The organism is Actinoplanes rectilineatus (genome assembly GCF_000962825.1).
GTDB classification, from domain to species: domain Bacteria; phylum Actinomycetota; class Actinomycetes; order Mycobacteriales; family Micromonosporaceae; genus Actinoplanes; species Actinoplanes rectilineatus.
The window spans coordinates 86116-101130 of the sequence record NZ_JZKF01000012.1; the positions used below are offsets into that span (position 1 = coordinate 86116).

The window sequence follows — 15015 nt, forward strand, 5'->3', positions numbered from 1 at the left end:
AGATCAGCCGCCGGGACGCCTCAGTCCACGGCCGCCCGGATCCGGCCGCGGACCTCGCCGAACCCGATGGTGGCACCGCCCGGACCGGGAGCGGTCGCGGTGATCACCACCTCGTCACCGTCCTCGAGGAACGTGCGGGTGGAGCCGTCCGGCAGCTTGAGCGGCTCCTGCCCGCCCCAGGACAGTTCGATCAGCGAACCCCGCTGCTCGGGCCGCTCACCGCTGACGGTGCCGGAGGCGAAGAGGTCACCGGTGCGCAGCGACGCGCCGTTGGCGGTCAGGTGGGCGAGCATCTGCGCGCCGGTCCAGTACATGCCGGCGAACTCCGGGTGCGACACCGGGTGCCCGTTGAGGCTGATCTCCAGGTGGATGTCGAAGCCCCAGGGCGGGCTCGCGGTGTCGTCGAGGTACGGCAGCAGCGGCACGGCACGCTCCGGCGGGCGGACCCGGGCGGCGCCGAGGGCGGCGAGCGGGACGACCCACGGGGAGATCGAGGTGGCGAACGACTTGCCGAGGAACGGGCCGAGCGGCACGTACTCCCAGGCCTGGATGTCGCGGGCGGACCAGTCGTTGACCAGGCACACACCCAGCACGTGCTGATCAAATTCGGCCATGGACACCGGTTGGCCGAGGGGCGAGCCGGGGCCGACGACGAACCCGAGCTCGGCCTCGATGTCGAGGCGCTGCGCCGGCCCGAAGCTGATCACGCCGTCCGGGGAGCGCCGCTGACCGTGCGGCCGGGTCACCTCGGTGCCGGAGACCACCACCGTGCCGGCCCGGCCGTGGTACCCGATCGGCAGGTGCCGCCAGTTCGGGGTGAGCGGCTCCTGTCCGGGACGCAACATCCGGCCCAGGTTGGTCGCGTGGTGCTCGGAGGCGTAGAAGTCGACGTAGTCGGCGACCGTGAACGGCAGGTGCATCCGGGCCTGCGCGGCCGGCACCAGGTGCGGGCCGAGGACGCCGCGCCAGGCCGGGTCGGTGAGCCAGCCGGTCACCGTGGCGCGCAGCGACGCCCACTGCGCCGGACCGGCCGCCAGCAGCGCATCCAGGGACGGTCCGGCGACCACGGCGACGAGATCGGGGGCCAGCTGCCGGGTGGCCGCGGTCAGGTCCAGGATCCGGTCGCCGATCGCGACGCCGGTCCGGGGACGGGGGTCGTCCGGGGTGCCGAACACCCCGTAGGGCAGGGTGGCGATGCCGAACGGGTGGTCGGCGCGGACGTCGGTCCAGGTCACCGTGGGTCCTCCAGAAGTCCGTATCGGATCAGGCCGTCGACCGGCTCGGTGATGCTGCACGTGCCGAAGCCGGTGAAGTGCCGGCGCACGGCCGCGGCGGTGCCGGCGCCGATCCGGGAGACCGCGGTCGCCACCCGGGCGCCGTCGGCGTCGGCGAGGGCCTGTGCGGCGTCGTGGCCCTGCAGCGCGCGGGCCACAGCCAGGATGACATTGAGGAAGCCGTGATGTTCAAAACCGGTCATCGGGTCGCGGTGCCGGATCGGGTCGTGCAGGCCTGCGGTCAACTTGAAACCGATGTCCGCCCGGACCGCCGCGACGATCGCCGCCGCGAGCGAGGACACCGGCGGGAACGCCTCCGCGCGTACCCCACCGGTTCTGATCTTCAGACGCACGCCCGCGTCACGCAGGGCCGCGAGGCGCGGCACGCTGATCTCCCCCACCGGCATTTCGTGGTACGCGTGACAGGGCGTCCCGTGGTGGCCCAGCATGAGGGCGCCGGCCGGGGCCTCTACCGCGGCCACCTCGATCCCGGCCGCCGACGGGATCCGCTCCCCCGGTTCCCGCAGGATGAGGCTGACCCGCAGCGGCGGTCCGGCACCGGCCGCGGCGACCAGCTCGTCCCAGCGGGCGGCCGGGCAGACGAACGGGCCGAGCAACGGTGCGAGCGGTGACGCCGCCCGCTCGCGGTGCGCCGCGACCGCCGCCGGCAGCGGCACGTCACCCGGCGGGAAGATCGCAGCGTCGTCGAACAGCTGGTGGAACAGCGGGTTCACCGGTTCCCTCCCCCGCTAGAAGTTGCCCCGCTTCTCCTGCTCGCGCTCGATCGCCTCGAACAGCGCCTTGAAGTTTCCCTTGCCGAAGCCGAGCGAACCGTGCCGTTCGATCAGTTCGAAGAAGACGGTCGGCCGGTCGCCGGTCGGCTTGGTGAAGATCTGCAGCAGGTAGCCGTCCTCGTCCCGGTCGACCAGGATGCCGCGCTTCTGGAGTTCGGCGATCGGCACCCGCACGTTGCCGATCCGCGCCCGCAGCTCCGGGTCCTCGTAGTAGGAGTCCGGGGTGGCCAGGAACTCGACGCCCTCGTCGCGCAGCGCGTCGACCGACCGCAGGATGTCGTTGGTGGCCAGGGCCAGATGCTGGGCGCCCGGCCCGCCGTAGAACTCCAGGTATTCGTCGATCTGCGACTTCTTACGCCCCGGGGCCGGCTCGTTGAGCGGGAACTTCACCCGGTGGTTGCCGGACGCGACGACCTTGGACATCAGCGCCGAGTAGTCGGTGGCGATGTCGTCGCCGATGAACTCGGCCATGTTCGTGAACCCGAGCACCCGGTTGTAGAAGTCGACCCACTCGTCCATCCGGCCCAGCTCCACGTTGCCGACCACGTGGTCCAGCGCCTGGAAGATCCGCTTCGGGGCGCCCGGGCGGCGGCGCAGCGTCGAGGTCCGTACGACGTATCCGGGCAGGTACGGCCCGGTGTAGCGGTCCCGGTTGACCAGCGTGTGCCGGGTCTCGCCGTACGCCGCCAGCGCCGCGATCCGGACCGTGCCGTGCTCGTCGGTCTCGTCGTGCGGCTCCACCAGCACGGTGGCACCCTGCGCGCGGGCGTGCGCGACGCACCGGTCGACGTCCGGCACCTCCAGGGCGATGTCGGCGATGCCGTCCCCGTGCCGGGCGTGGTGCGCGATCAGCGGGCTGTCCGGGGCCACCCCGCCGTTGATCACGAAGCGGATCGCGCCGCTCTTCAGCACGTACGAGAGGTGGTCCCGGTTGCCGGTCTCCGGGCCCGCGTAGGCGATCAGTTCCATGCCGTACGCGGACTGGAAGTAGTGCGCCGTCTGGGTGGCGTTGCCGACCGTCCACACGATCGCGTCCCAGCCGGTGACCGGGAACGGGTCGCGGTCCGAGTCGTACTCGACCAGGCCGACGAGTTGCTTGAGGGTGGCGAGATCCAGCTCGGCGAGCCGCTCGGTGTCGGTGAGGGTGTCGTGCACGGACATGGCGCTGCCACTCCCTTCAACGGTGGACGCTGATACCTCGCAGCATTCGGCACCGGGAGTGAGCTGCACAACAAGCCCAGTTTTCACCGGGCAGATTGTGCAGCTCGTCCGCTCATCCGCGCATGGCGGTGTACAGATCGACCAGTCGGGACGTCAGGCGGTGACCGGCACCTCCATCGCCGCGCCGGTCAGCGCGATCGACCGGATCCGGTCCTGCACCGACTGCGCGTGATGCGCCGTGATCAGTTCGTCGGCACCGCACGACTCGGCGAAATCGGTCAGGTAGTCGCGGACCTGCTCCGGCGTGCCGACCGCCGTGTACCGGGTCATCGCGGCCAGGCTCTGCCCGTTCGGCGAGGCCAGGAACGCGTCGATCTCGGCGTCGGTGTAGGCCGGCCCGTTCGCGCCGCGGGAGATGAACGCCCGGGTCCGCGCCCGGTACGACGCCGTCTTCTGCGCCTCCGCCTCCTCGTGGGTGTCGGCCGCGACCACGTTCACGCCGGCGATCACGTACGGCTCGGCGAGCTGCGCCGACGGCTGGAACGTGCGGCGGTACACCTGGACCGCCTGGTGCAGCAGGTCCGGCGCGAAGTGCGAGGCGAACGCGTACGGCAGGCCCAGCTTCGCGGCGAGCTGCGCGCCGAACATCGACGACCCGAGGATGTAGAGCGGCACCGGACGGCCCGCCCGCGGAACCGCCTGCACGCCCGGGATCACCGACTCGCCGGCCAGGTAGCCCTGCAGCTCGACGACGTCCTGCGGGAACGACTCCGCCGACGAGTGGTCCCGGCGCAGCGCCCGCATCGTCACCTGGTCGCTGCCCGGCGCCCGGCCCAGCCCGAGATCGATCCGGCCCGGGAACAGCGTCTCCAGCGTGCCGAACTGCTCGGCGATCACCAGCGGCGAGTGGTTCGGCAGCATGATGCCGCCGGCGCCGAGCGTGATCGACGAGGTGTGCGCCGCCACGTACCCGATCACGACGCTGGTCGCCGACGACGCGATGGAGGTCATGTTGTGGTGCTCGGCGTACCAGACCCGCTGGTAACCGGCGCGCTCGGCGGCCTGCGCGAGGGAGACGCTGGCGTCGAGGCTCTCACGGGCGGTCTGCCCGGCGGCGATCGGCGCCAGGTCGAGCAGGGAGAGAACGGGGGACATCGGGGTGCCGCCTTCCGGGTTCACAGAGCGTGCTGCAGGTGTTCGACGAAAGCGCGGATGCGGTCCTCGTCGCGGCGGTAGTAGTTCCACTGCCCGCGCCGGGTGGCCTGCAGGAAACCGGCCCGCTGCAGGATCGCCAGGTGCGCCGAGACGGTCGAGGCGGAACAGCCGACCCGCTGCTGGATCAGCCCCACGCAGACGCCCGCTTCCTCCCCGGCCTCGATCCCGGGGAAGTGCGCGGCCGGGTCCTTCAGCCACTCCAGAATCGCCAGGCGCGTCTCGTTCGACAGCGCCTTGCACTCCTCCAGCACCCCGGCCCACCGCCTTTCGTCATTTCGCTTAATAACGAAATTAGGCTACGCGGCACCGCTCCGCCACCGGCCATGACGGTCCTCACCCTCGGATTGTGGCTGTTCGCCGACATCGCCCGCGACGGCAGCACCGGACGGTAGAGGCCGTCATCCGCGGTCGTCGTCGACCGAACCGCACTCGGCGCGGTCGGCGACGGCGGGGCGTACCCTCGCGGGATGAACGCGGCGGACGGCCTCAGCCTGGGCACCTGGCGGCGCGACCCCGGCACGGTGGTCCTGCCGGGCGAGGCGGCACCGGACCGCGACCCGGCCGCACTGACGATCATGGCCGAGGCGCATCCGCCCGCGATGGCGCTGGAGTTCTCGCCGCACCGGCATCCGATGCACGAGCTGGTGTGGGTCCGGGAGGGGACGCTGACCTCGCGGATCGGCAATCAGATCTTCACGGTGCCGCCCGGGTTCGGCATCTGGCTGCCCGCCGGTGTCCTCCACGGGGGCCGGGTGACGGCCGGCGCCCGGCTGCACGACGCCTTCTTCGTGCCGGAGCGCACCCCGATCGCGTTCGCCGGGCCCACGCTGATCACGGTCACCCCGCTGCTGGAGTCGCTGCTGGTCCGGCTGGCCCACCAGGATCTCGACGCGGGGGCACACGCCCGGACCGAGGCGGTCGTGTTCGACGTGCTGGAGGCCGCGGACCGGCAGTTCGCGCTGGACCTGCCCGGCGACCGCCGGATCGACGCGATCGCCGAGGCGCTGCTGCGGGACCCGTCCGACGACCGCAGCCTGGCGGAGTGGGCCGCACACCTGAAAGTGAGCGACCGCACCATCACCCGGGCGTTCCGGGAGGCGACCGGGCTGTCGTTCGCGCAGTGGCGGCAGGCGTTGCGCATCCACGAGGCGCTGGCGCTGCTGTCCGCGGGCGCCGAGGTCCAGGAGGTGTCCGAGCTGCTCGGTTACTCGCAGCCGAGCACGTTCATCGCCGCGTTCCGACGGGTGATGAAGGTGACGCCGGGACTGCTGACCAAGGCGTCGCTGTCCGGAATCCCGTATCAGGTGTCCTGAGCGCGGGATTGTCGACAATTTGATCTTGAACTACTCTCCGTTAGGCAAGGCAACCCTTACCTGACGGAGCCGATCCATGCCCTCACCCGCGGTCCTGACCGGCGACCAGCTGGTGCTCCGCTACGGCCGGACCACCGTGGTCCACGGCGTCTCGGCAGGGCTCACCCCCGGGCACGTGACGGCCCTGGTCGGCCCGAACGGCAGCGGCAAGTCCACCCTGCTGCGCGCCTTCGCCCGGCTGCACCACGTCGCCGGCGGTGACGTGCTCCTGGACGGCAGGCCGGCGTCGGCACTCACCGTGCGCCAGTTCGCGAAGGAAGTCACCCTGTTCACCCAGTCCCGCCAGGCCCCGCACGGCCTGACGGTGAGTGAGGTCGTCGCGTTCGGGCGCCACCCGCACCGGCGCCGTTTCGCCGGGACGTCCCCCGCGGACAGGGCCGCGATCGAGCGGGCCATGCGGGTCACCGGCGTGACGGACAAGGCCGCACGGCCGGTCGGCGAACTCTCCGGCGGCGAGATGCAGCGCGTCTGGCTCGCCGCCTGCCTGGCCCAGGAGACCGGCGTCGTCCTGCTCGACGAGCCGACGAACCACCTGGACATGCGCTACCAGATCGAGACCCTCGACCTGGTTCGCGACCTCGCCGACGACCACGGCGTCGCGGTCGGCATCGTGCTGCACGACCTCGACCACGCCGCCCGGGTCGCCGACACCCTCCTGCTCCTGCACGCCGGGCGCATCCACGCGGCCGGCGACCCCTTCGAGGTGCTCACCGCCGAGAACCTCAGCGAGGTGTACGGCCTGCGCGTCGAGGTCGGCACCGACCCGCGTACCGGGCGCCTGCGCATCGACCCCGTCGGGCGGCATCCCGCCCGCACCCCGCACGTCACACCGAAAGAGACGATCGCATGATCTCCGTCAACCGCCGCACGGCCGGCGCCACGACGCTCGCCGTGTTCGCCATGGCACTCACCGCCTGCGGCACCACGAACGTCGACGAGGCCACCAGCGCCCCGTCCGCGCCCGCGTCGCAGACCTGCGCCGACGACACCACGACCACCGCGACCGGCCCGGTGTCGATGACCGACGGTGTCGGCCGCAAGGTCGAACTCGCCAAGCCCGCCGAGCGGGTCGCCGTCCTGGAGTGGCAGCAGACCGAGGACCTGCTCACCCTCTGCGTCAGCCCGGTCGCGGTCGCCAGCCCCGACGGCTACACCCAGTACGTCACCGCGGAGAAGCTGCCCGAGGGCGTCGCCAGCGCCGGCGAGCGTGGTGAGCCCGACCTCGACGCCCTGTACGCGACGAACCCCGACCTGATCGTCATGGAGGTCTACAAGGCCGACGACGAACTGCTGGCCAAGCTGGAGAAGCGCGGCGTCCCCGTGCTGGCCACCATCGGCGCCGACGCGAGCGGGCAGATCGACAACATGAAGAAGGTCTTCTCCATGATCGGTACGGCCACCGGCCGCACCGAACGCGCGGACCTGGTCCTGAAGGACTTCGACGCGCACTTCGCGGCGGCCAAGCAGAAGCTCGCCGCGGCGAACGTACCCGCCACGAAGTTCCTGTTCTTCGACGGGTGGATCGAGGGCGGCAACGTGGTCATCCGGCCCTACGGCAAGGGTGCCCTGTTCACCGAGATCGGCGAGCAGCTCGGCATGACCTCGGCCTGGACCGACGAGATCAACTCGACGTACGGCAGCGGCGGCGTCGACGCCTCCTACGGTCTCGCCCAGACCGACATCGAGGGCCTCACCGCCGTCGGCGACGCGACCCTGTTCTACGCCAACGACGGCACCGCCGAGAACTACGTCACCGAGCTGGCCAAGAGCCCGATCTGGAACGCCCTGCCCGCGGTGAAGGAAGGCCGCGCGCACACCTTCCCGAACAGTGTCTGGGGCGCCGGCGGCCCGAAGTCGAACGAGCAGGCGATCGACGCCTACGTCGACATCCTGACCTCGAAGTGAGCGACACCCCCGCGCCGCGGCCGCTACCCGCAGTCGGGTTCGGCCGCGGCGCGAGCGGGGCGGCCGTCATCGTCGCCCTGCTCGTCCTGGTCCTCACGGTCGGACTGTGGCACCTGACGCAGGGCACCTCGGGGGCCGGCTTCGGGGATCTGCTGCGCTACGCCCTCGGCGCGCGGGAGACCGTCGGCGGCGTACCGGTCGGTGACGTGTTCACCGGCTCCCGCCTGCCCCGCCTGCTGGCCGGTGTCGCGGTCGGCGTGGCGCTCGGCACCGCCGGGGCCCTGCTCCAGTCGGTCACCCGGAACCCTCTCGCCGCCCCGGACACCCTGGCCGTCACCGCCGGTTCCTACTTCGCGTTGTGCGCGGTCGCCGCGTTCGGGATCACGATCCCGCTGGTGGCCTCGGGAGCGGTGGCCTTCACCGGTGGCCTGCTCGCCGCCGGCCTCGTGCTCGGCCTGGCCGGCGCCGGCGCGGGCGCCGCCACGACCCGGCTGATCCTGGCCGGTTCGGCGGTCGCGATGGCCCTCGACGCGGCCGCCGCGATGCTGCTGATCCTGTTCCGGGAGGGCACCACCGGCCTGTACGCGTGGGGCAGCGGCTCCCTGGCCCAACTCAACCTGGACGCCGCCACCCGGGCCGCCCCGGTCGTCGTCGCCGTCCTCGCCGTCGCCGTCCTGCTGGCCCGGCGCCTCGACGTCCTCGGGCTGGGCGACGACGCGGCCGCCTCCCTCGGCGTCCCGGTCCGCGCCACCCGGATCGTGGCGGTGCTCTGCGCCGTCCTGCTGACCAGCATCTCGGTGACCCTGGCCGGGCCGCTGGCCTTCGTCGGCCTGGCCGCGCCCGTCGCGGTACGCCTGGCCGCCGTCCGCATCGGCGTCCTGAGCCGCCACGGTTTCCTGATCCCGGCCTGCGGTCTCGCCGGAGCGTTCCTGGTGCTGCTCGCCGACGTGACCCTGCGCGCGATCATGGGTGCCCAGGCCGCCGCGTCGATCCCGACCGGCATCCCGACGTCGCTGCTGGGCGCCGTGGTCATCGTGATCCTCGCGCTCCGGCTGCGCGACCGGGGTTCGGCGCCACGCGCTCACGTGCCGGTCCGCTCGTACCCCCGCTTCGTGATCGTCATGATCGTCGCCGTCGTCCTGCTGGCCGCCACCGTGCTCGCCGGCCTGCTGGCCGGCAGCCTGTGGCTGCGCACCGGCGACCTCACCCTCTGGCTGCAGGGCACCGCCCCGGACCTGATCGCCCGGGCTCTCGACGACCGCGCCCCGCGGGTCGCCGCCGCGGTCACCGCCGGTGCGGCCCTCGCCCTCGCCGGAACCGTCGTGCAGGGCACCGTCCGCAACCCGCTGGCCGAACCCGGCATCCTCGGCATCACCGCCGGAGCCGGGCTCGGCGCCGTCATCGTGGTGACCTCCGGCCTGCCCGGCGGCCGCACCACCCTGATCGCGGCCGCCGTACTCACCGGCCTCGCCACCTTCGCCCTGATCACCGTGCTCGCCTGGCGCGGCGGCTTCCTCCCCGACCGTTTCCTGCTCATCGGCATCGGCTGCGGCTACGCCCTCAGCAGCGTCAGCACGTTCCTGCTGCTGCGCGCCGATCCGTACGACACGCCCCGGATCTTCACCTGGCTGTCCGGCACCACCTACGGCCGTACGTTCACCGACGTGCTCCCGGTCGCCGTCGTGCTCCTGCTGGCGACCCCGCTGGTTCTCGGCCTCCGCCGCCAGCTGGATCTCCTGTCGATCGACGAGGACACCCCACAGATCTTCGGGGTACGCCGTGAGCACACCCGGCTGGTCCTCCTGGCGATCGCGGCCACCGCGGCGGCCGTCAGCGTCATCGCCGTCGGGGTGGTCGGCTTCGTCGGCCTGGTCGCCCCGCACCTGGCACGAGCGCTGGTCGGCGTCCGCCACGCCCGCATCATCCCGGTCGCGATGCTGCTCGGTGCCCTGCTCGTGGGGGTGGCGGACACGCTCGGGCGCACCGTGATCGCGCCGTCGCAGGTCCCTGCGGGGCTGATGATGGCGTTGCTCGGAGCCCCGTACTTCGTCTGGCTGCTGCACCGCTCCCGCAGCACCGCGTAAAGGACACCCGCCGCCCGGGGATCGCGTGCACCACCACCCGGGCGCAGGGGTGGTTCATCCCTTCTCGCCCGTGCCCTGGCCCTCGCCCTCGGCGACGGCTTCGGTGAGGCGGCCGAGGAAGGCCAGGACGACCTCGCGGTCGGCGGTGGACAGGGCCGCGCAGACCTCGTCGATGCGGTGGATGACCGGGGCCCAGGCCTCGACCGAGGCGCGCCGGGCGGCCGCCGTCTCGGTGACGGTGACCCGGCGGCGGTCGGTGGTGTCGCGGGTGCGTTCGACGTGGCCGTCGCGTTCGAGGCGGTCGATCAGCAGGGTCACCGAGGCGGTGCGGATGCCGAGGTTGCGGGCCAGGTCGGTGGCGCCCATCGGCCCGTGTTGCACCAGCGCGCCGATGGCTGACATGTCGGTGGCGTTCATTCTCATCCGTACGGCCATGCGGCCCACCAGTTCCCGCGAGCCGCCGATCATGTCGCGGACGGCCAGGGTCACGGGGTCGAGTCCGGCGAACGCCTCGTCATCCTGCATGACTGTATTTCATCACACCTTGCAACTAGGTGAGCTGGTAGCTAGTTTCCCTAGACATGTTGAGGTTCCGCCCGTGACCGAAGTCGTCCAGCGGCATGTCCGGCTGCTGCTGGAGGCGCCGTTCCGCGCCGACGCGGCCCGCCGGGCGTACGCCGAGGAACTCATCCGGAGCGGGCGGCGCGTCGTCACCGGCGGCATGGTCTCGGCCACCGGCTGGCAGCTGCACGACTGGCTCACCGGCACGCCGGCCGCGAGCGGCGACGACGGACGGGCCGGGCTGCTCGCGGCGCTCGCCGGGGCCTACCACGCCGACGGCCTGTTCGACGACGTCCCGGCGCCCGACCCGTGGACACCGGGCGTGCCGCCGTCGCTGAGCGCGGCGATCGAGGAGTGGCTGTTCGCACCCGCCACCCCCGATCAGGAGATCGCCGACTTCGTGGGCTGGCCGGTGGGCAAGGTCCGCGAGCATCGGTGACCGTGCTTACCGCGTACCCCGCCGGAACCGGTAGCCGCCCGGCAGCGTCGCCCGCAGGGTCCCCGCATCGATCACGCGGGGAGGCTGATCCCGGTCTGTGCGGCGCAGAGGCGCAGCAGCGCGTCCTGGGTCGCGACGTCGTGCTCGGACGGGCCGGGGGTCCAGGCACGCTCGGTGTCGTAGGAGTCCGGCGGGACGGTGCCGCCGGTGGCGAGACGGGCGAGGCGCTCACCGGCGTGTTCCGGGGTGAGCGGGGCACGGTCGCCGTTGCGGGCCGTCATGGCGGTGGCGACCCAGCCCGGGTCGAAGGCGAGCACGTCGGTCCCGGGCCAGTGCCGGCCGAGGCCGAGGGCGATCAGGACCAGGTGCAGTTTCGTCGTGGCGTAGGCCTCACGCCCGTGGAAGGCGCGGTGGGCGTAGCTCGGGTCGTCGAGATCGAGCCTGCCGTCGCCGGCGAGCGCGGACGAGGTGAGGACGATCCGGCGGGGGCGTGGCAGCAGGGCGGCCAGCGCGTACGCCGACAGGGTGTTCACCTGGAACGTCGACTCGATGCCGTCCTCGGTGAGGTCCCGCTCGGTCGCCGTCATGCGGGCCAGGCCCGCGTTCAGCACCACCGTGTCGAACGGGCCGATCGCGGCCGCCTGCGCCGCCAGCGCCCGGGTCTGTTCCAGCGAGGCCAGGTCACCGGTCACCACCCCGGCGGCGCCGGGCACCGCGGAGGCGGCCGCGCGGCGCTCGTCGCGCGCGTGGACGATCACCTCGTGTCCCTGCTGGACGAGCGCGACGGCCGCCGCTCGCCCGATCCCGGCGGTCGACCCGGTCAGAAGAATTCTCGCCACAGGCGTGGACCCTAACAGCACGGCCGTCCGTCGCAGCGGGCCCGCACCATCGAGATTCGATGATGCGGAGGGGCGGCGGGATCAGCGATCCCGCCGCCCGCGAGGCGAAGAGGGCCTCGGCTGACCGGTTACACCACTTCCCGGCAGGGGTAGTTCGCGATCGTGCAGGTGGTGCCCTCGTTGTAGGTGTCCATGAAGTGGTTGTAGTACGCCGTGTAGAGCGGGTGCGTCGTGCCCGTCTCCCACGCCATCTTCACGAACAGCTCGTCGTTGCCGCTCAGCGCGTCCGCGGTCCAGTTCTGCGATCCGGTGTAGATGCGGTACCGGTACGTGTCGGTGAACTTGCCGTAGAGCGCGAAGTACTTGTCGTGCACGTTGTACTGCCGGCGGATCTTGACGCCGGCGGTGAGCAGCTCGTTGTAGACGGTCGAGTTGACCCAGATGTCGCCGGTGTCCGTGGTGCTGGCCACCATCCAGATCTGGCAGCCGGCGGCACGCATCTTCAGGATCTGGGCGAGCAGCTCGGGACGGCCCGCGGTCACGAAGGCCACGCTGATCCGCAGCCGGCAGTTCTCGTCCGGCGTGACGTCGTTGAGGCGGGTCACGATCGAATCCGTCTGGCCCTCCGCCTCCGGCGAGGAGTATCCGCTCGCCGCGCTCGCCACGAAGTAGCCGCGTGGTGCGAAGGCGTCGTAGTAGTCGTTGCCGTCGAAGTGCGCCTGGTTCCACATGTCGGTGAAGTTCGCGTTCAGTCCCGCGGTCAGCGCCGCGTCGCCGTACACCGTGATGGCGTTGTTGAACGACTTCGGGCCGGTCGCCGTCGTCAGGTTCGCCGAACCGAACCAGGCCACCTGGGTGCGGGCGACGCCGTTCGGGTCGGTGGTGGCGCTGAAGGTGAACATCTTGGTGTGCATGTCACCGGTGGCGCTGGTGCTGATGCAGGCGTTGCCGGTGCCGTACGAACAGAACCGGTGGTTGGTCAGCTTCTTGATGGTGGTGACAGCCGTGGCCCCGGTGGTCGCGTTCTTGCCGTCGAGGACGACGCGCACCGTGACGCCCCGGGTCTGCGCGTCCACCAGTGCCTGCGCGACCGAGTTGAGGGTGAGCGAGTAGATGCTGCCCTGGATCGTCGATCCGGCCGGTGCCGCGTCGATCAGGCGCTCGAGTTCGAGGTGGATGGTGTCGTCGGCGACGCCATCCTTCTCGATGCCCGGGTTGTTGAAGTGTGCCCAGACCGGGTAACCACCGATCGTCGCCGCGGTGCCGGCGGTGGCGAGCGCCGACACGGTGTCGTCAGCGGACGCCGCGGTCGGTGTGATGAGGGCGATCCCGGCCATGAGCAGAGCTGCTCCGGCCCGGAGGACATGGCGATGCCGCACGATGGTTCTCCCCGTTGTTCATGATCAATTCATGGGGAAGTATTGATCCATCGTGGACATCCGTCAATGCCGATGATCACAGCGACCCCGGAGATCGGCACAAACCGATCACGGGTTCAGACCGTCACCCTCGCGCGGCCCGGCGGCAGGCGGGCGCCGGGACGTTCACCGCACGCCGGCGATCACCCCTCGTGTGCACCGGCACGTCGCCAGTTGGGCGCCGATCCCTGAATGCGGGTCAGAATGCCCTGGGCGTGCCGGATGAATTCCGCCGTGGCCGGTGAGATCGCGCCGGAACGGCGGGTGATGAAGGCGAACGTCTCCACCACCGGCGGGTCGAGTGGCACCCAGAACAGGCCCCGCCGGGCGATCATCGAATGGCCGACGTGGAAGGAGACCAGCGAGTCGCCGATGCCCTGGGCGGCGAGTTCGAGGGCGTGGGTCTGGAATTCGACCTCCACGATGGGCTCCAGGACGACGCCGGCGCTCTGCGCCCTGGCCAGCAGCGAGACCCGCAGCGGATCGTCCTGCGACCAGCGGGCCTCGGAGAGGATGAGCCGCCGCTGGACGAGGGTGGCGATGTCGACCGGCTGCTCGGCGTTCTCCCTGGTCTTGGTGACGTAGACGACCTGGTCGGTGAAGACCGCCGGAGACACGTTCAGTTCGCGGTCGTCGATCGGGAGCTGAACGATGCCGGCCTCGATCTCACCGTCGCGGACCAGGTCGGCGACCTCGGCGGAGTTGAGGCCGATGACCCGGATCCGGACGCCGGGATGCTGGGCCCGGAAGTCGCGGATCAGGTCGGTCAACAGGTAGAGATGGGCGCTGTTGAAGGTGCCGAAAGTGACCGTGCCCTGCTCGATGGATTGAATCCGGTTGCTCGTCTCCGCCATTTCCGCGATTCCGGCCAGCACCTTTTCCGCGAGTGGCAACAATTGTTTTCCGGCGTCCGTCAGCAGCAGCCTGCGCGAGGTGCGCGTGAACAGCGGCAGTCCGAGGGTCTTCTCCAGCTCACGGATCTGTTCCGAGAGGCTGGGCTGGGCCACGTGCTGGTCGGCGGCGGCCGCGGCGAACGTGCCGAGACGGACCGCGGTGACGAAGTACTGCAGTTGGCGCACGGTGGGCAAGGCCATCGACGCACCCCTTTCCTCAAGGCTGAGCCTATACCTACCACAAGATCTTGAGGCTTGCCCTTGGTCTGCGCGGTTTGGTGAGCTGTGCGCAGCCAGGACATCACCGCAACGTCAGGGGAAGCCGATGAGTTCACCCGCAGGTACCGCCGTCGTCACGGGTGCGGCCAGCGGCATGGGCCGCAGCACCGTGGAGGCGTTCCTGCGCCGGGGCTGGACGGTCGTCGCCGTCGACCTCGTCGCGTCCACCGCCCCGGCGGGCTCCCCCGGCACGCTGATCCCGGTCGTCGCCGACGTCCGGGACCGCGATGCCCTCACCACCGCCCTGGACGCCGCACTCGGGCCGGACCGCGCGGTCGAGGTGGTCGCCAACATCGCCGGCGTCTACCCGCCCACCACCCTCGACACCTACGACGAGGCGACGTACCGCCGGATCTTCGACATCAACGTCCTCGGCGTCCTGAACGTCACCGCCGCCGTCCGCGGCCGCCTCCGCGAGGGCTCCTCCGTCGTCAACTTCGCCTCCACCGACGCCTTCACCGTCTCACCCGGGCAGCTGCTCTACGGCGCGTCGAAGGCCGCGGTCGTCATGCTCACCAAGTCCCTCGCGCTGGAGCTGGCCCCGGCACGGATCCGGGTCAACGGGATCGCACCCGGCTGGGTCGCCACCCCGGGCAACGCCGCCACCGGCCGGATGGACGCCGCCGCCGCCTCGATCCCGCTCGGCCGGGTCGCCCAGCCCGAGGAGATCGCCGAGTGGGTGTGGCTGCTCTCGGTCGGCGAGCACGCGGCCTTCATCACCGGCGAGACCCTCATGCTCTCCGGCGGCGCCGCGATGCGCTGACCGGAACCTCCCCGACC

15 protein-coding genes are annotated in these 15015 nt (G+C 71.4%); 6 read left to right on the plus strand and 9 right to left on the minus strand.

Annotated elements, in window-relative coordinates; all coding sequences use genetic code 11:
- Positions 1 to 20: 20 nt before the first annotated feature.
- From fahA to WH85_RS12210, 5 genes are all read right to left on the minus strand, one after another.
- Positions 21 to 1235, minus strand: a complete 1215-nt coding sequence (fahA, locus tag WH85_RS12190) for a fumarylacetoacetase (protein WP_045741908.1) — start codon at positions 1233 to 1235, stop codon at positions 21 to 23.
- Positions 1232 to 2008 carry a hypothetical protein gene (locus WH85_RS12195; protein ID WP_045741909.1) on the minus strand — a complete coding sequence of 259 codons (777 nt, stop codon included), beginning with the start codon at positions 2006 to 2008 and terminating at the stop codon, positions 1232 to 1234. Before WH85_RS12195 ends, fahA begins: the two co-directional genes overlap by 4 nt.
- Positions 2009 to 2023: 15 nt before the next feature.
- A complete protein-coding gene (gene hppD / locus WH85_RS12200) occupies positions 2024 to 3229 on the minus strand; it encodes a 4-hydroxyphenylpyruvate dioxygenase (RefSeq protein WP_045741910.1) in 1206 nt (401 codons plus the stop codon).
- A gap of 153 nt (positions 3230 to 3382) precedes the next feature.
- Complete coding sequence (locus tag WH85_RS12205; RefSeq protein ID WP_045741977.1) at positions 3383 to 4384, minus strand: LLM class flavin-dependent oxidoreductase; 1002 nt, start codon at positions 4382 to 4384, stop codon at positions 3383 to 3385.
- A 20-nt stretch (positions 4385 to 4404) separates the two neighbouring features.
- On the minus strand, positions 4405 to 4695 hold the full coding sequence (locus WH85_RS12210; RefSeq protein ID WP_045741911.1) for an ArsR/SmtB family transcription factor: 291 nt from the start codon (positions 4693 to 4695) through the stop codon (positions 4405 to 4407).
- A gap of 216 nt (positions 4696 to 4911) precedes the next feature.
- Between WH85_RS12210 and WH85_RS12215 the strand changes: the two genes are divergently transcribed.
- From WH85_RS12215 to WH85_RS12230, 4 genes are all read left to right on the plus strand, one after another.
- Positions 4912 to 5757 carry a helix-turn-helix domain-containing protein gene (locus tag WH85_RS12215; protein WP_045741912.1) on the plus strand — a complete coding sequence of 282 codons (846 nt, stop codon included), beginning with the start codon at positions 4912 to 4914 and terminating at the stop codon, positions 5755 to 5757.
- A 76-nt stretch (positions 5758 to 5833) separates the two neighbouring features.
- The gene (locus WH85_RS12220; RefSeq protein ID WP_045741913.1) at positions 5834 to 6667 is read left to right on the plus strand and encodes an ABC transporter ATP-binding protein; all 834 of its coding nucleotides are present in this window, start codon (positions 5834 to 5836) and stop codon (positions 6665 to 6667) included.
- Positions 6664 to 7722, plus strand: a complete 1059-nt coding sequence (locus WH85_RS12225) for an ABC transporter substrate-binding protein (RefSeq protein WP_045741914.1) — start codon at positions 6664 to 6666, stop codon at positions 7720 to 7722. Before WH85_RS12220 ends, WH85_RS12225 begins: the two co-directional genes overlap by 4 nt.
- Positions 7719 to 9806 (plus strand): iron ABC transporter permease, encoded by a 2088-nt coding sequence (locus WH85_RS12230; RefSeq protein ID WP_045741915.1) that lies wholly within the window; start codon positions 7719 to 7721, stop codon positions 9804 to 9806. Before WH85_RS12225 ends, WH85_RS12230 begins: the two co-directional genes overlap by 4 nt.
- Positions 9807 to 9860: 54 nt before the next feature.
- Here the strand turns inward: WH85_RS12230 and WH85_RS12235 are convergent, their stop codons facing one another.
- The gene (locus WH85_RS12235; RefSeq protein WP_045741916.1) at positions 9861 to 10331 is read right to left on the minus strand and encodes a MarR family winged helix-turn-helix transcriptional regulator; all 471 of its coding nucleotides are present in this window, start codon (positions 10329 to 10331) and stop codon (positions 9861 to 9863) included.
- Between the two features lie 73 nt (positions 10332 to 10404).
- Between WH85_RS12235 and WH85_RS12240 the strand changes: the two genes are divergently transcribed.
- On the plus strand, positions 10405 to 10806 hold the full coding sequence (locus WH85_RS12240; RefSeq protein ID WP_045741917.1) for a hypothetical protein: 402 nt from the start codon (positions 10405 to 10407) through the stop codon (positions 10804 to 10806).
- 71 nt (positions 10807 to 10877) lie between these two features.
- Here the strand turns inward: WH85_RS12240 and WH85_RS12245 are convergent, their stop codons facing one another.
- The 3 genes from WH85_RS12245 to WH85_RS12255 all read right to left on the minus strand — a co-directional run bounded on the left by WH85_RS12245 (position 10878) and on the right by WH85_RS12255 (position 14157).
- Positions 10878 to 11645: an SDR family NAD(P)-dependent oxidoreductase gene (locus WH85_RS12245; protein WP_045741918.1), complete on the minus strand. Its 768-nt coding sequence runs from the start codon at positions 11643 to 11645 to the stop codon at positions 10878 to 10880.
- A gap of 128 nt (positions 11646 to 11773) precedes the next feature.
- On the minus strand, positions 11774 to 13024 hold the full coding sequence (locus WH85_RS12250) for a phospholipase D-like domain-containing protein (protein WP_211275344.1): 1251 nt from the start codon (positions 13022 to 13024) through the stop codon (positions 11774 to 11776).
- Positions 13025 to 13206: 182 nt separating this feature from the next.
- Entirely contained in the window at positions 13207 to 14157 is a 951-nt protein-coding gene (locus tag WH85_RS12255) for a LysR family transcriptional regulator (RefSeq protein ID WP_045741919.1), read from the minus strand.
- A 124-nt stretch (positions 14158 to 14281) separates the two neighbouring features.
- Here WH85_RS12255 and WH85_RS12260 point away from each other — a divergent pair, with 124 nt between their 5' ends.
- Positions 14282 to 14998, plus strand: coding sequence for an SDR family NAD(P)-dependent oxidoreductase (locus WH85_RS12260; protein ID WP_045741920.1), 717 nt, complete (start codon positions 14282 to 14284; stop codon positions 14996 to 14998).
- Positions 14999 to 15015: the final 17 nt, after the last annotated feature.

Bases quoted from the DNA above. Each gene is read 5' to 3' on its own strand.
- WH85_RS12260 (WP_045741920.1), top strand. From the start codon at position 14,282: ATGAGTTCACCCGCAGGTACCGCCGTCGTCACGGGTGCGGCCAGCGGC.
- WH85_RS12255 (WP_045741919.1), bottom strand. From the start codon at position 14,157: ATGGCCTTGCCCACCGTGCGCCAACTGCAGTACTTCGTCACCGCGGTC.
- WH85_RS12215 (WP_045741912.1), top strand. From the start codon at position 4,912: ATGAACGCGGCGGACGGCCTCAGCCTGGGCACCTGGCGGCGCGACCCC.
- hppD (WP_045741910.1), bottom strand. From the start codon at position 3,229: ATGTCCGTGCACGACACCCTCACCGACACCGAGCGGCTCGCCGAGCTG.
- WH85_RS12205 (WP_045741977.1), bottom strand. From the start codon at position 4,384: ATGTCCCCCGTTCTCTCCCTGCTCGACCTGGCGCCGATCGCCGCCGGG.
- WH85_RS12225 (WP_045741914.1), top strand. From the start codon at position 6,664: ATGATCTCCGTCAACCGCCGCACGGCCGGCGCCACGACGCTCGCCGTG.
- WH85_RS12235 (WP_045741916.1), bottom strand. From the start codon at position 10,331: ATGCAGGATGACGAGGCGTTCGCCGGACTCGACCCCGTGACCCTGGCC.
- WH85_RS12220 (WP_045741913.1), top strand. From the start codon at position 5,834: ATGCCCTCACCCGCGGTCCTGACCGGCGACCAGCTGGTGCTCCGCTAC.